The following is an 18,562-nucleotide window of genomic DNA, read 5'->3' on the forward strand; positions in this document are numbered from 1 at the left end:
GGTCAATTTTATATCTTTGCCAGACTAACCTGACTATTCTATGAATATATTTCGATTTCTATTCAGTAAGACGTTTGTAAAACAATTAGGTCTTGCGCTACTGATTCTTGTTGCTTTTGTTTTTATTGTAAAATGGTGGTTAGGGAATACTACAAACCATGACCAGCGTATTGCAGTACCTGATCTTAAGGGAATGACCCTAGATGTCGTAGATCAAGAATTGAGTAATGCTAACTTACGTGTTTTTATTTTAGACAGTTCTAATTACAATCCTGATTATCCTAAATATTCTGTGATAGAGCAAAACCCTGCAGCTGGAAAATTTGTAAAGGAAAATAGAAAGATTTATTTGGTATTAAATCCGTCTGGATACCGTAAAGTAAAAATTCCAAATGTGATCAGTAAGACACGTAGACAAGCAGAACCAACGCTAAATGCGCTTGGTTTTAAAATAGGAAAGATCACCTATATTGATCATATAGGAGAAGACGAATTACGTGAAATGTACCATAAAGGCAAACGACTTCAGCCTGGCGATCTACTTGAAAAAACAGCTACGATAGACCTCGTATTAGGAAATGGAAAAGGCAATTACAGAGATGCCTTAGGAGGTGATACAGATGCACAAAATAACGATACTGATGGAGGAAACTAGTCCTATGGGACCTGAACCACAAGATGACGAGCTGTATGAGCATTACAGTTTTACGGCAAGCGAAGGGCAAGAACCTTTACGTGTCGATAAATTCTTAATGAATTTTGTAGAAAATGCGACCCGTAGTAAAATCCAAAAAGCAGCCAAAAATGGCAGTATTGAGGTCAACGGAAAGGTGGTAAAACAAAATTACAAGGTCAAAGCCCGTGATGTGGTACGCGTACTTTTTGAGCATCCTCCTTACGAATACTTATTGACTCCAGAAGATCTTCCCTTGGAGATTGTGTATGAAGATAATGAAGTCCTCGTAGTAAACAAAGCAGCGGGTATGGTTGTTCATCCAGGACATGGCAATTATTCTGGAACACTTATTAACGCGCTCATTTATCATTTTGAAAATCTCCCGAATAATAGCAGTGACCGCCCCGGATTGGTACATCGCATCGATAAAGATACCAGCGGACTGCTTGTGATTGCCAAAACAGAGCAGGCAATGACCCATCTATCAAAACAGTTTTTTGACAAATCAACTGAGCGGGAGTATGTTGCTTTGGTTTGGGGAAATGTAGAAGATGATGAAGGCACCATTGAAGGAAATATAGGCCGTCACCCTAAAAACAGATTACAAAATACAGTGTATTATGGGGACGAAGCAGATCAGGGGAAACCAGCCGTTACCCATTATAAAGTCATAGAACGTCTTGGCTACGTGACCCTTGTTTCTTGTAAACTAGAAACGGGACGCACGCACCAGATCAGAGTGCATATGAAACATATAGGCCACACCTTATTTAATGACGAGCGTTATGGTGGCAATGCGATTTTAAAAGGAACTTCATTTACAAAATATAAGCAGTTTGTAGACAACTGTTTTAAAATCTTACCACGTCAAGCCTTACACGCAAAAACCTTAGGTTTTGTGCATCCAAGTACCGGAAAACTCATGCGTTTTGAAGCTCCCATTCCAGAGGATATGACCGCATGTATTGAAAAGTGGCAAACGTATGCAACGCATCAGCAGTAGTTTTTTTTAGGGATTAGGTCGGTGACTTCGATACAATTTTAAATCATCACGTTGTTCTGATGTAAAATCACTCAGCCTCCTCGCTTTTGTGATATTTAAAATAGAGTACTACTCTATTTTACACTTTTACACTTTTACACTTTCCTAAAAATAATTCTTTTAATTCTCTCGAAGGAGGGAATCTTATTCTTCATATCTTAAATATCCTTTAAAACCCCTCAACCCCTAAACCCCTAAACCCCTAAACACCTCAACTCATCAACTCCTCAACTCCTCAACTCCTCAACTCCTCAACTCCTCAACTCCTCAACTCATAACTTCCATCTATAGTAACCTACGCACAATCTATATCTACGTATTCCTTTTCAGGTAGAGATTTCTTACTTTTGATGTAAAAGCAAATTAGACTATGAAAATCGTTGTTTCTCCAGCAAAATCGTTAAATCTTGAATCCGAACTTCCAACGTCCCGTGCGACACAACCTGTCTTCTTGGAGCAGGCAAGTACGTTAAATGGTACGCTTTCGCGAAAGTCAAAAAAAGCGATTGGAGAGCTGATGAGTATCAGTGATAAACTCGCAGAGCTAAATAAGCAACGTAGTATGGATTTTGAGACTCCTTTTACTACGGAAAACGCGAGACCAGCAATTTATACCTTTGACGGAGATGTCTATATTGGATTGGATGCCTATACCATCCCTGAAGAAAAATTAGACAGACTTCAAGATACCTTACGCATTCTTTCTGGAATGTATGGGATTTTAAAACCCCTCGATTTGATGCAAGCCTATCGTTTGGAAATGGGAACAAAGCTAAAAATTGGAAAGTCAGACAACCTATACAGCTACTGGGGAGATACTCTCACTGAGCATTTAAACAACGAACTCGCCGATGATGAATTATTTATCAATCTAGCGAGTAACGAATACTTCAAAGCCATTCAGCCTAAAAAACTAAAAGTTCCTGTGATTACCCCTGTTTTTAAAGATTTTAAGAATGGGAGGCTGAAAGTGATTTCGTTTTACGCTAAAAAAGCAAGAGGTCTGATGGTACGTTACATCATCGATAAAGACATTACAACCCTAGAAGGTCTGAAAGGATTTGATTACGAAGACTACGGCTTTAGTGAGGAGCATTCTAACTTGGAGAAGAATGAGTTGGTGTTTGTGAGGTAGTGGAACTTCTCTACTAGTTTCTTACCTTAGAAAATGAAAAAATGTAAATTTAGCGTAGTTACCCTTATACTTATTAGTGTATTTTTTAATCAAGCAGTTATGGCACAAGATCTACTGGTTGATTTAGCCAAAGAAATGTGTCTTTGTTTTGAATCTAAAAAATTAAAAAATGCAGCAGAAACGAGGCCATGCTATGATGAGTTATTTCAAAATAATTATAGTAAAATAGAAGACTACTATAACACAGAAAATCTTTCTGAAGATCAATTAATGGAGTTTGAGACTAAGATTGCCGCAACTACACTTAATAATTGTCAATATATTTATGATCATTTTCCATCTGGAATTGTAGGAGAAGAAAAGATCGTCAATAAGCAAGAAAACGTAGTTTGTGATAACTTAAAAAATGCCAAGTTCTATTATCTAATACAAAGACCTAATTCTCCAATAAGGGATACAACTTTTGTAACAATCAGTGGCGATTCGTTTTTAGAACAGATGACTTACCAAGACACGTATTCATTATCAAAAATAGTATGGAAAGATCATTGTAAATATGAATTAACATTCCAAGAAACAAATGATCCATTTAGGAAAGAAATTCTTGAACATGGTCAAGTATTTGAATATGAAGTTATTTCAAATACCGAGGAATCCTTTTTCGCAAAGACGGTATGGAAAGGAAGACCGTATCGCTATGAATTAATTAAACTAAAGTAGCGCTCTTAAAATAGAAAAAAATAAAAATGACATCGAAAACTATTTCAAAAAAAACTCTCAAATTATACTTTACATACTTTTTTTAAACTTTCCTATCGCACAAAAAATGAAAGAAATCATCCAATCCCATACCCATGTATCTGATGAGGTGTATCAGCTCTTTCTAGATACTGCTATCAAAAAGGAAGTCCCAAAAAATCAAATACTCTTCTATCCAGAAAAAGTAAACCACAAGTATTTGTTCATTGAAGAAGGGCTTTTAAGGGGATACAGAATTATAGATGGCAAAGAGTACACACATCATTTTTATGTATCCAATTGGTTCGCCACCGATTTTAAAAGTTACCTAACAAACAAACCCAGTGAAATATACATTGAAACATTAACCGATGCTGTGTATTATGAATTTGACAAAAAAGATCTTTTACGTTTGTATAGCGAACATCATGCATTAGAAAAACTAGGCAGAATCATAGCAGAGAAAGCATATCTATTTACGGTTGAAAAACTAACGAATATGCAAACCCTAGATCTTAAAGAGCGATACCAAAACCTAGTTGAACAGAATCCAGCGTTATTTCAAAGTGTACCCCAAAAATACATCGCCTCCTATATAGGTGTTTCAGAACAAAGCCTAAGCCGCATAAAAAACAATATAATTTCTTAACAAATGTGAATGTGTAGGGATTAGAAACTCTTTTTCTTTGTGAAGACAAACTCCATAAAAATTCACAAATGAAAATTACTTTTTTATACAGCCTGCTACTCCTCTTTACAGGTACAAACATCACAAACCCCAACTCAAATAGAATCTCTGATAAATCCCTAGATCTTGCTCTTTTAAAAGGAGCTTGGACATTAGATCTAAGCCCCGAAAATAAAACAGATGACAACTTTGCAAAAATGACCATAACGAGTGTTTCTGAAAATTCTCTTGAAGGTACATTTTATAGAGATGGCGTAAAAATACGGGAAGGCCGAATCAATACACAGCGAGGCATTCTGTATGCTGCGTTGGTTTCTAGTGATAATTCTGGCACTTACAATACGTCTTTTTATTATAATGACGGTATCATATACGGCACAACACATTCCGTTGATAAGGATTTTCTAGCTGTATGGACCGCAACCAAAACCTCTAAATAGTCGTATGAAATCATATAGCATCTTGTTTTTATTTTTGGTCTTTAATTCATGTTCAGATCAACAAAAAAACACCGTTGAGTTCACTCCTAGTTTCAAAGAATCTTCAGAAACAACCCATAAAATTCCAGAGGGGCAAGACTTTACTTTCGGATATTTAGAAGTACTTGAAAATAGAAATCAACCCACAGGAAAGACTATACAACTCCCTGTATACATCTTTAAAAGTAGAAATCCCAATCCCAAAAAAGACCCTATTATCTATACGGTAGGCGGTCCAGGTTCCTCCACAATGCGATCAGCACAGTACATGAACTACTACAAGTACCTTGATGATAGAGATTTCATTCTCGTGGAACAACGCGGGACTCAGTTTGCAAAGCCTAGCCTAGATTGCCCCGCATGGTCAGAAGCGATCTATTTATCCAATCTACCCGATTTTGATGAGACAAAAAGAGATCGTTTGTTTGAGGATGCTGCTAGCCAATGTAAAACTGCACTTACTAAAAAAGGAATTGATCTGAACAGCTATACTACAAACGAAATTGCCGCAGATATCGAGGATTTACGAAAGGTATTACACATAGAAAGCTATAACTTATTGACAATTTCTTACAGCACAAAAATTGCTCAAGTCTTACTAAGAGACTATCCAGAAACTATCCGAAGTGTTGTCATGGATTCGCCACTTCCCTTAGAAGTTAATTATGGTGAAGAAAGTGTAGCCAATCTTTTGGAAGTAGCCCATGCCTTACTTTCAGATTGTGAATCAGATGCTGATTGCAATATTGCTTTTCCAAACCTGAAAAATCGTTTCTTTAAGTATCTAAAAGAGAAAACAGAAAACCCATTAATCGTAGAAGTGAAAAATCCTACGAATGGAAAATTAGAAACCTTCTATCTCAAAGGAGAAGATTTAATAACTGTTTTCACCGCTACATCAATCCCAAACATTCCTTTTGAAATCGAAAAGATGCTCAACAATGACCTAAGTTCAATAAAAGCGCAATTGTCAAATCTATTTGAAAAACCAGACACCTTTAATGGCTACGGATTAGGAATGCGATTATCTGTTTGGTGTGCAGAAGAATATCCCTTTAATTCTCAAGATCGTATCAAATTAGAGACCAATAAATATCCAGAAATAAAAGGATTATCTCCAGCTGTTTTTAAGGAAGAAGTTTGCACAATATGGGGTGTTAAAAAAGTAAATGACATAGAGAATACACCTATTCAAAGTGACAAACCTATTTTATTGATCAGTGGAAGCTATGATAACGAAACACCCGTAAAATGGGCCGCTGCTATGAAAAATAACTTGCCCAACAGCTATCATTTAATTTTTGAAGGATGGACACATACACCCACCACCAATTGGGGGAATCCATGTGGCATGCAAGCTGCCAATGATTTCTTCAACAACCCTAACCAACAACCTACTCCAGAATGTTTAGAAACTATAAAAGGACCCGTATTCAAAACCGAATGATTCTAATGAGAAGTAGTATTTAACAACACAAATCATAAAAATACCTTAACAGCCTATCAATAAAACCATAAGTAAATTGAATATCCCGTTCCTTTCCCTACTTTTGAGGGATGCTTTACTATCTTATTATTGGACTTCAGATCTATTGCTTGTATCACGCGTTTAGTATCCGTAACAAAATATACTGGTATTTTATTATACTCTTGGCTCCAGGCCTTGGATCTGCCCTGTATTTGATTACACAGGTATTTACAAAAAAAGATGCTGATATCGTTCAGAAGGAGATCATTGCGGTGATCAATCCTACCAAAAAAATAAAAGACCTCGAAGCAAAAGTCGCCTTTGCAGACACCTTTCAAAGCAGAGTTGACCTCGCCGATGCACAGCTTGAAATAGGAGATTTTGACAATGCCATCATCAACTATAAAGAAGCCCTTTCTGGAAGTCATAGTAAAGATTACTATGCAACATCGCAAATACTCATCGCCTATTATCAAAAAGAAGCGTATGAAGATGTGATTGCTATGGCACAAATCATTAAAGACAAAGCTGACTTTGAAACCTCAAAAGCACAGTTTCTGTATGGACTTTCATTATCAAAAGTAGGAAAAGACGAAGAAGCTGAAGCCATTTTGAAAAAAATTGACAAACGCTATTCTCACTATGAAGAACGTCGTATGCTTGCTCAATTTTATAAAGACACCAATAAAACCGCTGAAGCAAAAGAACTCTTAGAAGAACTCATCGCAGAAGGTGAATATATGACCAAAACGAACAAACAATTATACAAAACTACCTTTTCAGAAATTCAGAAATTGCACACTGAACTCACTGCCTGACACATGCCTCCCTTCCTTCACACCCATCCGTATGAACCGTACAATTTAGAGGGCGCTACCAAATTGATTGTAGGCACCCTCCCGCCCCCTAGGTTTACCACAGGTGACTTAAATGACAAAGATGTAGACTTTTGTTACGGCAGTAGTAATGGGCAATTATGGCCCATTTTAGATACCCTATTTGATCTTGGACTAGTGTATGAAAATACCCATCAGGCTATTGAGCAACGTATGCATTTTTTGCTTTCGCGAAAAATTGGCGTGTGTGATATCGTAGCTTCCGCAGAAAGAACCAAAATAGACGCTTCAGATCTCGGAATGCAAAACGCACAACTTCGTGATATGTTTGGGTATCTGTCGAAATATCCCAATATCAAGACCTTATTATTTACAGGAGGCAACAGCAAGAATGGTCCCGAATACTTTTTTCGCCGAAAGGCTAAAGAACACAACATCAAACTAGACATCGTTTCCAATGAAGTGCCTCGTATTCATTCGTTTATTTGGAAAGGACGTACCGTGCAAACCGTATCGCTCACAGCACCTTCTGGCGCGGCCAATAGAGCCATTGGAAGTCTGCCCCTTTACAAAAAATTAAAAAGTAAAAACCCAAAATTCACCACTATTGATTTTAGAGTGATGCAGTACGCACCGTTTTTTTAAATTACAATGTTCCTATTTCCCTACCATTTTACCAAGAAATATAGCTAACTATACTTTCTGTGCTTCTGTAGATCACATATTTAAAAATATTCAGTAGTTTTAACCTACCTAAATCTATTCGTTTTATGAAAAAAATTACTTTTTTTGTTATTTCAGTATTCTTCAGTATAGCTTCTTACGGGCAACTTACTGTAGATGACACAGACACCACTCCTTTTGAAGATATTAGTGCAACAGGAACAGAACTCATGCTCACTGATGATGGAGAAGAAAATATTGTCATCCCGTTTGACTTTGATCTAGACGGACAAATATCTTCAGATATTCGAGTTGGAAATAACGGTGGGGTCTTGTTTGGCACTACCACGGGAGATTTATTTGCTGGAAATTTACCTTTAGCCGGATTGACCCCAAGAATCGTTCCTTTCTGGGATGACTTTGATGATGAACTAGGGGGTGTATTTTGGGAAGTTCGCGGAACCGCTCCTTTAAGACGTGTGATTATCCAATGGGATGACAGACCTCACTTTCCTGGAGACACAGAAATCGATCCTGCTACGTTTCAATTAGTATTGTTTGAAACAAGTAATGATATCCTATTTGTTTATGAAGATGTTTTATTTGATGATCCAGATTTTGACAATGGCCAGAGTGCTACTATTGGTGTCGTAAGTGAAACAACGGTTTACGAATATGCCTTTAATGATCCTAGTCCGCTTGATGGGATTAATGCCATACGCTACTCATCAGTCAATGAAAGTTTTACTGAATGTGGCTCTACTGGACAGGTTATAGATCCAGATAGCTCTAATGACGGTGATACCGTCACTTCTGTGATTACCGTTAACGAAACCGGAATCATAGGAAATGATTTTTTTATAGACACACTTGAACTTGATATCACCCATAGTTTTGTAGGAGATTTAGATATTACACTCACATCTCCTGAAGGAACTACGCTTATCTTATCCAATGAAAATGGAGGTAGTGGAAATAACTATACGGATACTGTTTTCCAAGATGGTGGTGATCCAATAAATGCCTCTTCAGCCCCTTTTACAGGTGTTTTTGAACCTCAAGGTGGGACTTTTGATGCGGCTTTTACAGGACAAGAAATTAACGGAGATTGGACACTTACCATCACAGATGTGTTTAGTAGTAGTGAGATGGGAATGTTGAATTTGTATTGTATCAACTTCACCTCTTTTGCTATTATTTGTCCAGAAAATGTTACGGTTGCCATTAACCCTACCATTGTGCCTATTGGCGTAACAACCACATTTACCCCTGGCTTTAGTACTGCTCCAGAAGCGCTTATAGATGGTTCTGGACTTTCTGACTTCCCAGATGTAAATGCTACCCATGAAGATACGACACCTAGCAACTCTTTTGTGAGTGATAATGAGACAACTGGAAGTTTTGATTTTGATTTAGGAGGCACATTTATACTTAATGGTGTCTCAATATGGAATCAAAACGCTGGAGGCCCAGGAACATTAGGAGAAGAAGGAGTAAGAGAGATTTTACTATCTGCATCTCTAGACGGGATAACATATACCACAATTCCTAATGCACCAACTACCATTGCGCAAGTAATAGAAAACGGACCTGTAGACCCTGAACAATTTGGCTTTATAGATACCGAAGCAGCTTTTATTCGCTTAGAAGTACTGAGCAATCATGGAGATGACGACACAGGATTTGCTGAAATTGCTTTTGTAGGAACTGCTTGTGAGGCTATGGTTACTTTTGACGCTCCTACAACAACTGGAACACCAAATACCCCTTTACAAATAGAAGGCTTAGAAAGTGGTGCTGTTTTTCCAGTGGGGATCACTACAAACACCTATGAAGTTGAAGGAAATGACGGGAGTTCCCTAACGTGCTCTTTTGACATTAATGTCATTGACGAGACACAACCATTCATTATAGGATGCCCAGATGATTTTGAAGTCAACCAAGAAGGAAATGCAACCGTAACCCTTGATGATTTTACGGTGTTTGTATCTGCAAGTGATAACTGTAGTGCCGTCACCATCACCCAGGACCCTGCAGCAGGCACTACATTAAATCAAAATACAGAGCAAACTGTGACTGTAACCGCTACAGATGCATCTGGAAATGCAGCTATTTGTACATTTAATATTACTGTATTATCGTCCTTGAGTGTAGATGATGTAGCCTTAAACGATGTGATCAGTATCTATCCAAATCCAACAAGAGACATCATTACTATTGCAAATAGCGGAAACAAATCAGTATCACAAATCAGTATTTCTGATATTAATGGACGTATTTTAGAAACGCATTTAGTTCAAGAGGAAACTTTAGAAACACAAATTAATATTTCGACCTATGCCTCAGGAATTTATTTTGTACGTATCAACTCTTTGACTGAAAGTATTGTTAAAAGAGTTATCAAGCAGTAGAATGATATACATATTATTTGAAACAAAAAACCACCGAATTTATCATTCGGTGGTTTTATAAAAATCAATTAACTATGATTTATTCTTTTACAAACTTATAAGTTCCAACTCCTCCTTCACTAGCAACTTCTAGTATGTAAATACCAGTTTTAAGTTGAGATACATTAATTTGATCAGAAAGTGATCCAATTTTTTGATCAACAACTAACTGTCCTACTAAGTTATAGATTTTAGCATTTTCAAGGTTAACAGCTGCAGATATATTTAATACATCATTAGCTGGATTAGGAAACATCTTGAAATCTGATATATTTTGCTCACCAATAGAAAGAGACTCGCAAGTTATATCTGCAGACCATCCTTCTTCTGTAACTGAACCGTCAGATGTAAATACGATAGTTAAAGCTCCAGTAGAATGCGTAGATGTAAAACTATCTCCTACAGAAAGTAAACTAGTATCTACAGAAGGAACTCCTCCATCACCAGACTCTTCTCCACATAATGTTTGTGCAAGAACAGGTGAACTAGTATCTGGTCCATCATAGATGGTAAGGAAATCCCAACATCCATCTTGTGAACCATTTCCAGTAGATGACTCAATGTCTACAAAAGTAAACGTGATCGTTACTACATTATCTGGACTTGAGATAACAGTTGTAGTAACCTCATCATTGCTGTATGGAGCGGCATCTCCTCCTGAATCAAGGAATACACCATCATCACAGGTTAAGTCTTGCCCAAAAGCTACTAAGTTAAACATTGCAAATAAAAATAATAAAGTAATTTTTTTCATATTAAATTAGTTTAGGTTAAATAATGGCGTAATGTAATGAATTAATCCAAGAGAATCAACAAACGATACTTTTATTGAAATAAATGTATCTTTAAAAATTAAACACATATTTATTTCAATAAATCTTATAATTTGCATCATATTTTATTGATTTGACAAGTTCCTATGAAAAATACGTCCATTTTTTTATTGCTCCTTCTGTTTATTTCTTGCTCTGAAACCGTAGATAATCCTGACAACATCGACTTCACAACTACCTTTGAAAAAAGTAACGGAACACAAACACCTACTTATGAGGAGGTAATTCAGTTTTACAAAGACCTTGATGCTGCCTACGTATCTATAAAAACGTATGAAGTAGGCACTACAGATATCGGAGAACCGCTTACCTTAATTAGTTTTAATCCTAACCGCTCTTTTGAAAGCGAATTTTCAGAAAAGCAAGATGTACGCCGTATTCTTATTAATAACGGAATTCATCCTGGAGAATCCGATGGGATTGATGCAACCATGATGCTCATGCGTGACCTCGCACAAGGAAAGATAGAAGCTCCCAAAAATACATGGGTAGGCGCTATCGCCGTCTATAATGTAGGGGGTGCACTCAACAGAAATAGTACTTCTAGAACTAATCAAAATGGTCCTGAAGCCTATGGCTTTCGAGGCAACGCAAAAAACTACGATCTCAATCGGGATTTTATAAAAAATGACACTAAGAATTCGCAAGCCTTTACAGAAATTTTTCATTTGGTACGCCCAGATGTATTTATAGATAATCACGTAAGTAATGGTGCCGATTACCAATACACCCTCACCCATTTATTCACGCAACATAACAAGCTAGGAGGCGTTTTAGGCGACTATATGTATCAAGATTTTCAACCAAAATTAGAGCTCGATTTAAAATCTAAAGATTGGGACATCACGCCGTATGTCAATGTTTTTAACCGTACGCCAGAGCAAGGATTCAGCCAGTTTATGGATCATCCCAGGTATTCAACGGGGTACACCACGTTATGGAATACCATTGGATTAATGGTAGAAACACACATGCTAAAACCCTATAAACCTCGTGTAGAAGGCACGTACGAACTCATGAAAAGTACCTTGAAAATCACCGCTCAGGAAGGAGAAAAGATCAAAGCCTTGCGGGAAAATGCTTTTAACGCTTTCGCGAAAGCGGACACATACCCGCTCGCACACGTGTTGGATAGCACACAAACATCTACCTTACAATTTCTTGGCTATGAAGGTAAAATGATCCCTAGTGAAATCACAGGAAAACAACGCTTAAAATACAATCGCGACAAACCCTTCACCAAAGAAGTCACCTATTATAACTTCTTTAAACCAGCAAAAGAAATCACCATCCCAAAAGCGTATGTGATCCCGAGAGGCTGGAGAGATATTGTTTTAAAATTACGTGAAAACGAAATCAGCTATAAACAATTAAAAAGAGACACCACATTTATGGCTGAGGTATATCACATAGATTCCTACCAGACACGTAGAAGTGCATACGAAGGTCATTATCCACATTATGGAACAACCGTCACCGCGACCCAAGAAGAAGTAACCATACGCAAAGGAGGTTATCTTATAAAAACAGAAAATCAAGATGGACTGCGGTATCTTCTCGAAACCCTAGAACCTGCTGCTAATGACAGCTTTTTTAATTGGAACTTTTTTGACACGATTTTACAACAAAAAGAAGGCTTTTCTCCCTATGTATGGGAAGATAAAGCACTAGAGTTTTTAAATGAAAATCCAGCGATTAAAGCGGAGTTTGAAGCCAAAAAAGTAACAGAACCTGCTTTTGCACAAAATTGGTATGCACAACTAAGCTGGATTCATAAGAAGTCCCCTAATTATGAAAAAGCACACTTACGCTATCCGATCGTTAGGATGCTTCGTTAGGTAAGCTGCCGGAAAAAGCAACTTAATATTGTTATACGATTTTTCTAACGCCTCTTGTGTTTTCTGGAAATCTTTCCATTTTACTTTTTTGATTCCTTCATTTTCCTGAGGAACTAATGGGCCATCAAATTCGGTGTACATCTCATACCAATAGGTTTCTTTTAACCTATATTTACCATTACGTTTAAAAACGTGATAGGTTTTTGTGATGAACTTTTTAATTTCGATACCCGTAACGCCTGTCTCCTCTTCCACCTCTCTTACAGCGCAGGTTTGAATATCTTCTCCTTTTTCAATTTTTCCTTTAGGTAAGTCCCATTTTCCGTTTCTATAAATGAATAAAATTTCTTTTTTAGGATTATAGACAAGACCACCACCCGCTACAATCACAGGCAATTTCTTCTTCAGGAATTTGAGAAGTTTCTCTTCTTTTTTATGATAAAGATTCACATAAATGAGCTCCCCATTAATCATTTTTTTTATAATTCTCTTCAACTTAGCCTTCTTAAGCGGAATCGATTTATAATTATTCCCAATCTCTTTTTCAGTAGATAGAATTATAGGAATATCATTCACAAAAACTTTATACATTTGCAGTATGATTTTAGACAAAGAAACGGCAAAAAAGACTGCCGAATTATTATTGCAAATTAATGCAATAAAATTACAACCACAAGACCCTTTTACATGGGCGTCTGGATGGAAATCCCCCATCTATTGTGACAACCGAATCACCCTGTCTTATCCCTTTATACGCAACTACTTACACCAAGAAATGGCAAAGCAAGTAGAGCGTATCTATGGAAAGCCAGATGCCATTGCGGGTGTTGCTACAGGGGCTATCGGCATTGGTATGCTTGTTGCTGACTACTTGAATCTTCCGTTTGTATACATACGTCCTGAAGCAAAAAAACATGGGCGTCAAAACAAAATAGAAGGTCATCTAGCCCCAGGAAGCTCTGTGGTGGTGATAGAAGATTTAATAAGTACAGGCATGAGTAGCCTAAAAGCCGTAGATGCACTTAAAGAAGCGGGAGCCAATGTAAAAGGGATGCTTGCGATCTTTACCTATGGTTTTGAAAAAAGTGTCACTGCCTTTACTGATGCAAATGTAACCTTGCACACACTAAGTGATTACTCACACCTATTAGAACAAGCAGCCGACACCAAATATATTACAGAACAAGAACAAGCCACATTAGAGAATTGGCGCAAAGACCCGGCAAACTGGGGATAAACATTTATAAAAAAAATCAAATGAATTTAGAAAGTCCAACAAAAGTAGTTGACAAATCTCCCGAGGAAGTGTATCAATTTTTAATGAATGTCGAAAATTTTGAAACACTCATGCCAGAAAACACCAAATTTGAAAAGATTAACGATACCCGTTTTCTCTTTGCCTTAAAGGGAATGCCAGAAATAGTACTCGATTTAAAAGAAGGGGTACCACATTCTAAAGTAGTTCTTGGGGCGGCGAGTGATAAATTGCCGTTTACCCTTACGGGAAATATTACTCAGATTGAAGAGAAGAAGAGTGAGGTTCAATTGTTATTTGAAGGAGAGTTTAACCCTATGATGTCTATGATGATCAAAGGCCCTATCACAAAATTCATTGAAACCCTAGCCTCAAATTTAGATCGAATAGATTCGTAAACCATCTCGGGCAAGACCACGAGACATGACACCATAAATCCCACTGAAAAAGTGGAAATAGCCTGCCCACTGGCAAAAGCAGGTTTAATGAGCCGTTTTAAATGTGTTGCCTAGCAACTTTCTAAAACAGCGTTTCACCAATAAAGACCTAAAATTGTTTACTAATTATTAATTTTAGTTGATAACCTCCTTAAAACTATATAGGCAGTCGGGGGCAAATAAAGTATTTTTGAACATCAAAATAACAAAATTCCAATGGCAGATATTCAAAAGCTCGAAGCGCTTGTAACCCAAGTACGTAGAGATATTTTAAGACAAGTACATAAAGTAAATTCTGGACACCCTGGAGGATCTTTAGGATGTGCAGAATTTTTTGTAGCGCTATATCAAGAGATTATGGACCGCAAAGAAGGGTTTGATATGGATGGTATAGGAGAAGATCTATTCTTCTTATCTAACGGACATATTTCTCCTGTTTTTTATAGTGTTTTAGCGAGATCTGGATATTTTCCGGTAGAAGAGCTTAATACATTTAGATTATTAAATTCTCGTTTACAAGGACACCCAACTACGCACGAAGGACTTCCTGGAGTACGTATTGCTTCTGGATCTTTAGGACAAGGAATGAGTGTTGCACTAGGTGCCGCCGAAGCCAAAAAACTTAACGGTTGTGGTCATAAAGTGTACTTACTTATGGGTGATGGAGAATTACAAGAAGGTCAAAACTGGGAAGCTATTATGTATGCGGCTGCCAATAACATTGATAATATCATCGCTACAGTAGACCTTAACGGACAGCAAATAGACGGTAGTACCGATGACGTCCTTGCCTTAGGAAATATGCGTGCAAAGTTCGAAGCCTTTGGATGGACTGTGCTAGACATCGAGCAAGGAAATGATATGGAATCGGTAGTTGCTGGATTACAAAAAGCAAAAAGCTTGAGTGGTCAAGGAAAACCCGTATGTATATTAATGCATACCATCATGGGGAATGGCGTTGACTTTATGATGCACACCCATGCATGGCACGGAAAAGCACCGAATGATGAGCAATTAGCTATAGGACTTGCTCAAAACCCAGAAACACTAGGAGATTATTAAAATCCTCGCCTAACCTCTCCTCAAGGAAGAGGAATTTAAAATCATGACTTTAATTAATTAAATACACCCGCATTAAACCCCTCCTTTGGAGGGGTTGGGGAGGCTTATGAAAACATACGAAAACACAGGAAATAAAGATACTCGATCAGGATTTGGAGCGGGTCTAGAAGCGTTAGGAAAGTCTAATGAAAACGTAGTTGCATTATGTGCCGATCTTACAGGCTCTCTTAAAATGGATGCATTTAAAGCAAATCATCCAGAGCGTTTCTTTCAAGTAGGTATTGCCGAAGCCAATATGATTGGGCTTGCCGCTGGAATGACTATTGGCGGAAAAATTCCGTTTACAGGAACTTTTGCTAATTTCTCTACAGGACGTGTCTATGATCAAATACGTCAAAGTGTTGCCTACTCTGGAAAAAATGTGAAAATATGTGCCTCACACGCTGGATTAACCCTAGGAGAAGATGGGGCAACTCACCAAATCCTAGAAGATATAGGATTGATGAAAATGCTTCCAGGCATGACCGTAATTAACACCTGTGACTACAACCAAACAAAAGCGGCTACCATTGCGATTGCAGACCATAAAGGCCCTGTATATTTACGTTTTGGACGCCCAAGCGTAGCTAACTTCACTCCTGCCGACCAAGATTTTCAAGTAGGAAAAGCGGTTCATTTACAAGAAGGAAGTGATGTGACGATTGTCGCTACAGGTCACTTAGTATGGGAGGCGTTAGAAGCGGCTAAAGAATTACACGAAGCGGGAATCGCTGCCGAGGTAATTAATATACATACCATCAAACCGTTGGATGAAGAAGCTATTATCGCTTCTGTAAAGAAAACAGGATGTATTGTTACCGCAGAAGAGCATAACTTTTTAGGAGGCCTTGGCGAAAGTGTAGCGAGAACACTTGCAAGTGCACATCCAGCTCCGCAAGAGTTTGTGGCAACACAAGATACTTTTGGAGAAAGTGGAACACCCGCACAACTTATGGAAAAATACGGTCTTAATGCCGCTGCCATTGTAAAGGCTTCAAAGAAAGTGATTCAAAGAAAATAAAAAACGTAATTTTCCGTTTTGATACTATATTGTAAGGCAGAATTGTAACATTCTGCCTTTCTTTTTGTCATTCATTTAAACACTAATAAACTCAATTATGAAAAAACTAATGATTCTGATACTACTCGTATCATCTGTAAGCGTTTTTGGACAGAGCGCACAATTTGGAATAAAAGGAGGACTTAACTTTGGTTCTACTGGAGAATTTTCAGACTTAACTGATAACGCAAGTACGACTATTGATGGAGATAACAAGGTAGGCTTTCATGTAGGTGTCTATTCTAAGTTTAAATTCCTAGGCATCTTTGTACAACCTGAAATTCTGTATACCAGATTAAACACAGAATATAGTGAAGGTGGAGCTACCGCAGATTATAATTTCTCAAAAATTGATATTCCATTATTAGTTGGAATTGATGTTGTAGGACCTTTAAACCTAAAAGCAGGACCTTCTTTCCAATTAGCGCTAAATAATGACTTAGAAGGAGCAGGCATTGATATTGGGATACAAGATCCTGAAAATTCATTTACTATAGGCTACCAAATAGGTGCTGGACTTCAATTAGGAAGACTTGGTGTTGATTTGCGATATGAAGGAGCTTTCAGTGAAAACAACGCATTTTCTGAAGCTAATGAAGACTTTGGGTTTGTTGTAGACTCTAGACCTTCTCAATGGATCTTAAGTCTCTCTTACCAACTGAAAGGAGACGGAGATAAGAAATAACCACGATAACTATTATATACAAGAAAAAGGCAACTCGTTGAGTTGCCTTTTATGTTTTGTTTTATACGCTTTCGCGAAAGCGGACTATTAACTATCTGAATCCAAATAATCAGGTGTACCATCACCGTCAGAATCTGGATAGGTAATCACACCTGTGTTAAAATTGATGTTAATCTCATCTACTGTAGGAATCCCATCACCATCATCATCGTCATCTAGGTGATCATTGGTTCCATCGTTATCTGTATCCTGAAAACTCACAAAGTTCCCTTCATCATCGCGTACAATCTCCAAACGTGTTGTCACACCATCATTATCATCATCTGGATCATTAAAGTTGGATTGATTATCACCATCTGTATTATCGACATCATCAAAAAAGAAATTATTACCATTGATGTCTTCTAGGATAGAAATAATACCATCTCCATCATGGTCTGTCACTTTACTATCATATATAGAATATGTAAATACCAACGAAGAATAAATTCCAATACTGCTATTAGGTGGTTGTGCAAAATAGGCTAATCCACTAGGGATAAATACAGCCCCTATTCCGTAATCATTATTGAATTCCGTTGTTCCGTCGGGTGCGATAGTAAATCCAGATCCTCCTTTGGCGCCTGCAATCCCGTTGGCAAAACCATCTATGGTTGCGGGAAGATTGAACCAAATTGGATTTGCTGCGCCGTCAAAAACATTTCCTAAAATGTTAGCCCCTCTATAGGTTACAAACGTAGAATCTGCAAAGGTAGGAGATGCCCCTACACCTTCTCTAGCGGTGAGGATATATAAGGTATTGCTCGTTTCAAAACGATCATACGTAAGAGGTGTTACTTGATCCAATAAAGGAGTTTTGTCTGCATTTTCACCTGCTATGGTATCAAAACGAATTTCGTAATCAAATCCTTCGGTGGGATTTGCAAACTCTTCATAATTGTAAAAGTGTGTTTGCAAATATTCTCTTATAAAAGCATCATCATCTATAGATTGTTCTCCCCTATCTCTAAAAGGGATCGCATCTGGTGTTCTATCATCATCTCCACAAGAGATGCATAAAACCAATACTATTAAAATACTTAGATAGTTCTTAATCATCATAAAAATCTTTTTCAGGGGCGCAAGATACAATTTTGACGTATTTTTGAGCATAAATTATACATAGATTAACGTGCTTT

General features: G+C 37.5%; 19 protein-coding genes. 16 read left to right on the forward strand and 3 right to left on the reverse strand.

Annotated elements, in window-relative coordinates; translation table 11 throughout:
* Window positions 1-40: 40 nt before the first annotated feature.
* The 10 genes from ACFO3O_RS03455 (at window position 41) to ACFO3O_RS03500 (ending at window position 10,136) form a co-directional block, all read left to right on the forward strand.
* Window positions 41-655 carry a PASTA domain-containing protein gene (locus ACFO3O_RS03455; protein WP_379977104.1) on the forward strand — a complete coding sequence of 205 codons (615 nt, stop codon included), beginning with the start codon at window positions 41-43 and terminating at the stop codon, window positions 653-655.
* On the forward strand, window positions 642-1,679 hold the full coding sequence (locus ACFO3O_RS03460) for an RluA family pseudouridine synthase (RefSeq protein ID WP_379977105.1): 1,038 nt from the start codon (window positions 642-644) through the stop codon (window positions 1,677-1,679). Before ACFO3O_RS03455 ends, ACFO3O_RS03460 begins: the two co-directional genes overlap by 14 nt.
* A gap of 409 nt (window positions 1,680-2,088) precedes the next feature.
* Window positions 2,089-2,853 carry a peroxide stress protein YaaA gene (gene yaaA, locus ACFO3O_RS03465; protein WP_379977106.1) on the forward strand — a complete coding sequence of 255 codons (765 nt, stop codon included), beginning with the start codon at window positions 2,089-2,091 and terminating at the stop codon, window positions 2,851-2,853.
* A gap of 99 nt (window positions 2,854-2,952) precedes the next feature.
* Window positions 2,953-3,573, forward strand: coding sequence for a hypothetical protein (locus ACFO3O_RS03470; RefSeq protein ID WP_379977107.1), 621 nt, complete (start codon window positions 2,953-2,955; stop codon window positions 3,571-3,573).
* 106 nt (window positions 3,574-3,679) lie between these two features.
* Entirely contained in the window at window positions 3,680-4,240 is a 561-nt protein-coding gene (locus ACFO3O_RS03475) for a Crp/Fnr family transcriptional regulator (protein WP_379977108.1), read from the forward strand.
* A 68-nt stretch (window positions 4,241-4,308) separates the two neighbouring features.
* On the forward strand, window positions 4,309-4,719 hold the full coding sequence (locus tag ACFO3O_RS03480) for a hypothetical protein (RefSeq protein ID WP_379977109.1): 411 nt from the start codon (window positions 4,309-4,311) through the stop codon (window positions 4,717-4,719).
* A gap of 4 nt (window positions 4,720-4,723) precedes the next feature.
* A complete protein-coding gene (locus ACFO3O_RS03485) occupies window positions 4,724-6,205 on the forward strand; it encodes an alpha/beta fold hydrolase (RefSeq protein ID WP_379977110.1) in 1,482 nt (493 codons plus the stop codon).
* 203 nt (window positions 6,206-6,408) lie between these two features.
* A complete protein-coding gene (locus ACFO3O_RS03490) occupies window positions 6,409-7,044 on the forward strand; it encodes a hypothetical protein (protein ID WP_379977111.1) in 636 nt (211 codons plus the stop codon).
* A gap of 3 nt (window positions 7,045-7,047) precedes the next feature.
* Window positions 7,048-7,707, forward strand: a complete 660-nt coding sequence (locus ACFO3O_RS03495; protein ID WP_379977112.1) for a uracil-DNA glycosylase family protein — start codon at window positions 7,048-7,050, stop codon at window positions 7,705-7,707.
* Window positions 7,708-7,832: 125 nt separating this feature from the next.
* Window positions 7,833-10,136: a T9SS type A sorting domain-containing protein gene (locus ACFO3O_RS03500; protein WP_379977113.1), complete on the forward strand. Its 2,304-nt coding sequence runs from the start codon at window positions 7,833-7,835 to the stop codon at window positions 10,134-10,136.
* Between the two features lie 79 nt (window positions 10,137-10,215).
* Here the strand turns inward: ACFO3O_RS03500 and ACFO3O_RS03505 are convergent, their stop codons facing one another.
* Window positions 10,216-10,929 (reverse strand): T9SS type A sorting domain-containing protein, encoded by a 714-nt coding sequence (locus tag ACFO3O_RS03505; protein ID WP_379977114.1) that lies wholly within the window; start codon window positions 10,927-10,929, stop codon window positions 10,216-10,218.
* Between the two features lie 165 nt (window positions 10,930-11,094).
* Between ACFO3O_RS03505 and ACFO3O_RS03510 the strand changes: the two genes are divergently transcribed.
* On the forward strand, window positions 11,095-12,846 hold the full coding sequence (locus ACFO3O_RS03510; RefSeq protein ID WP_379977115.1) for a M14 family metallopeptidase: 1,752 nt from the start codon (window positions 11,095-11,097) through the stop codon (window positions 12,844-12,846).
* Here the strand turns inward: ACFO3O_RS03510 and ACFO3O_RS03515 are convergent.
* Complete coding sequence (locus ACFO3O_RS03515) at window positions 12,814-13,437, reverse strand: NUDIX hydrolase (RefSeq protein WP_379977116.1); 624 nt, start codon at window positions 13,435-13,437, stop codon at window positions 12,814-12,816. The genes ACFO3O_RS03510 and ACFO3O_RS03515 overlap by 33 nt on opposite strands.
* Before the next feature lie 7 nt (window positions 13,438-13,444).
* Between ACFO3O_RS03515 and pyrE the strand changes: the two genes are divergently transcribed.
* The 5 genes from pyrE to ACFO3O_RS03540 all read left to right on the forward strand — a co-directional run bounded on the left by pyrE (window position 13,445) and on the right by ACFO3O_RS03540 (window position 17,384).
* Entirely contained in the window at window positions 13,445-14,083 is a 639-nt protein-coding gene (pyrE, locus tag ACFO3O_RS03520; protein ID WP_379977117.1) for an orotate phosphoribosyltransferase, read from the forward strand.
* 20 nt (window positions 14,084-14,103) lie between these two features.
* On the forward strand, window positions 14,104-14,499 hold the full coding sequence (locus ACFO3O_RS03525) for an SRPBCC family protein (protein WP_379977118.1): 396 nt from the start codon (window positions 14,104-14,106) through the stop codon (window positions 14,497-14,499).
* 255 nt (window positions 14,500-14,754) lie between these two features.
* A complete protein-coding gene (locus ACFO3O_RS03530; RefSeq protein WP_379977119.1) occupies window positions 14,755-15,600 on the forward strand; it encodes a transketolase in 846 nt (281 codons plus the stop codon).
* 106 nt (window positions 15,601-15,706) lie between these two features.
* On the forward strand, window positions 15,707-16,660 hold the full coding sequence (locus tag ACFO3O_RS03535) for a transketolase family protein (protein ID WP_379977120.1): 954 nt from the start codon (window positions 15,707-15,709) through the stop codon (window positions 16,658-16,660).
* A gap of 97 nt (window positions 16,661-16,757) precedes the next feature.
* Window positions 16,758-17,384 carry an outer membrane beta-barrel protein gene (locus ACFO3O_RS03540; RefSeq protein WP_379977121.1) on the forward strand — a complete coding sequence of 209 codons (627 nt, stop codon included), beginning with the start codon at window positions 16,758-16,760 and terminating at the stop codon, window positions 17,382-17,384.
* Between the two features lie 87 nt (window positions 17,385-17,471).
* On the opposite strand, the gene ACFO3O_RS03545 is transcribed toward ACFO3O_RS03540, so the two are convergent.
* Window positions 17,472-18,485 carry an FKBP-type peptidyl-prolyl cis-trans isomerase gene (locus tag ACFO3O_RS03545; RefSeq protein ID WP_379977122.1) on the reverse strand — a complete coding sequence of 338 codons (1,014 nt, stop codon included), beginning with the start codon at window positions 18,483-18,485 and terminating at the stop codon, window positions 17,472-17,474.
* Window positions 18,486-18,562: the final 77 nt, after the last annotated feature.

The sequence above is a fragment of the Dokdonia ponticola genome, assembly GCF_042653865.1.
GTDB classification, from domain to species: Bacteria; Bacteroidota; Bacteroidia; order Flavobacteriales; family Flavobacteriaceae; genus Dokdonia; species Dokdonia ponticola.

Bases quoted from the DNA above. Each gene is read 5' to 3' on its own strand.
- ACFO3O_RS03515 (WP_379977116.1), bottom strand. From the start codon at position 13,437: ATGTATAAAGTTTTTGTGAATGATATTCCTATAATTCTATCTACTGAA.
- yaaA (WP_379977106.1), top strand. From the start codon at position 2,089: ATGAAAATCGTTGTTTCTCCAGCAAAATCGTTAAATCTTGAATCCGAA.
- ACFO3O_RS03495 (WP_379977112.1), top strand. From the start codon at position 7,048: ATGCCTCCCTTCCTTCACACCCATCCGTATGAACCGTACAATTTAGAG.
- ACFO3O_RS03480 (WP_379977109.1), top strand. From the start codon at position 4,309: ATGAAAATTACTTTTTTATACAGCCTGCTACTCCTCTTTACAGGTACA.
- ACFO3O_RS03530 (WP_379977119.1), top strand. From the start codon at position 14,755: ATGGCAGATATTCAAAAGCTCGAAGCGCTTGTAACCCAAGTACGTAGA.
- ACFO3O_RS03540 (WP_379977121.1), top strand. From the start codon at position 16,758: ATGAAAAAACTAATGATTCTGATACTACTCGTATCATCTGTAAGCGTT.
- ACFO3O_RS03475 (WP_379977108.1), top strand. From the start codon at position 3,680: ATGAAAGAAATCATCCAATCCCATACCCATGTATCTGATGAGGTGTAT.
- ACFO3O_RS03485 (WP_379977110.1), top strand. From the start codon at position 4,724: ATGAAATCATATAGCATCTTGTTTTTATTTTTGGTCTTTAATTCATGT.
- ACFO3O_RS03470 (WP_379977107.1), top strand. From the start codon at position 2,953: ATGGCACAAGATCTACTGGTTGATTTAGCCAAAGAAATGTGTCTTTGT.
- pyrE (WP_379977117.1), top strand. From the start codon at position 13,445: ATGATTTTAGACAAAGAAACGGCAAAAAAGACTGCCGAATTATTATTG.
- ACFO3O_RS03510 (WP_379977115.1), top strand. From the start codon at position 11,095: ATGAAAAATACGTCCATTTTTTTATTGCTCCTTCTGTTTATTTCTTGC.
- ACFO3O_RS03505 (WP_379977114.1), bottom strand. From the start codon at position 10,929: ATGAAAAAAATTACTTTATTATTTTTATTTGCAATGTTTAACTTAGTA.
- ACFO3O_RS03535 (WP_379977120.1), top strand. From the start codon at position 15,707: ATGAAAACATACGAAAACACAGGAAATAAAGATACTCGATCAGGATTT.
- ACFO3O_RS03525 (WP_379977118.1), top strand. From the start codon at position 14,104: ATGAATTTAGAAAGTCCAACAAAAGTAGTTGACAAATCTCCCGAGGAA.
- ACFO3O_RS03460 (WP_379977105.1), top strand. From the start codon at position 642: ATGGAGGAAACTAGTCCTATGGGACCTGAACCACAAGATGACGAGCTG.
- ACFO3O_RS03500 (WP_379977113.1), top strand. From the start codon at position 7,833: ATGAAAAAAATTACTTTTTTTGTTATTTCAGTATTCTTCAGTATAGCT.
- ACFO3O_RS03545 (WP_379977122.1), bottom strand. From the start codon at position 18,485: ATGATGATTAAGAACTATCTAAGTATTTTAATAGTATTGGTTTTATGC.
- ACFO3O_RS03455 (WP_379977104.1), top strand. From the start codon at position 41: ATGAATATATTTCGATTTCTATTCAGTAAGACGTTTGTAAAACAATTA.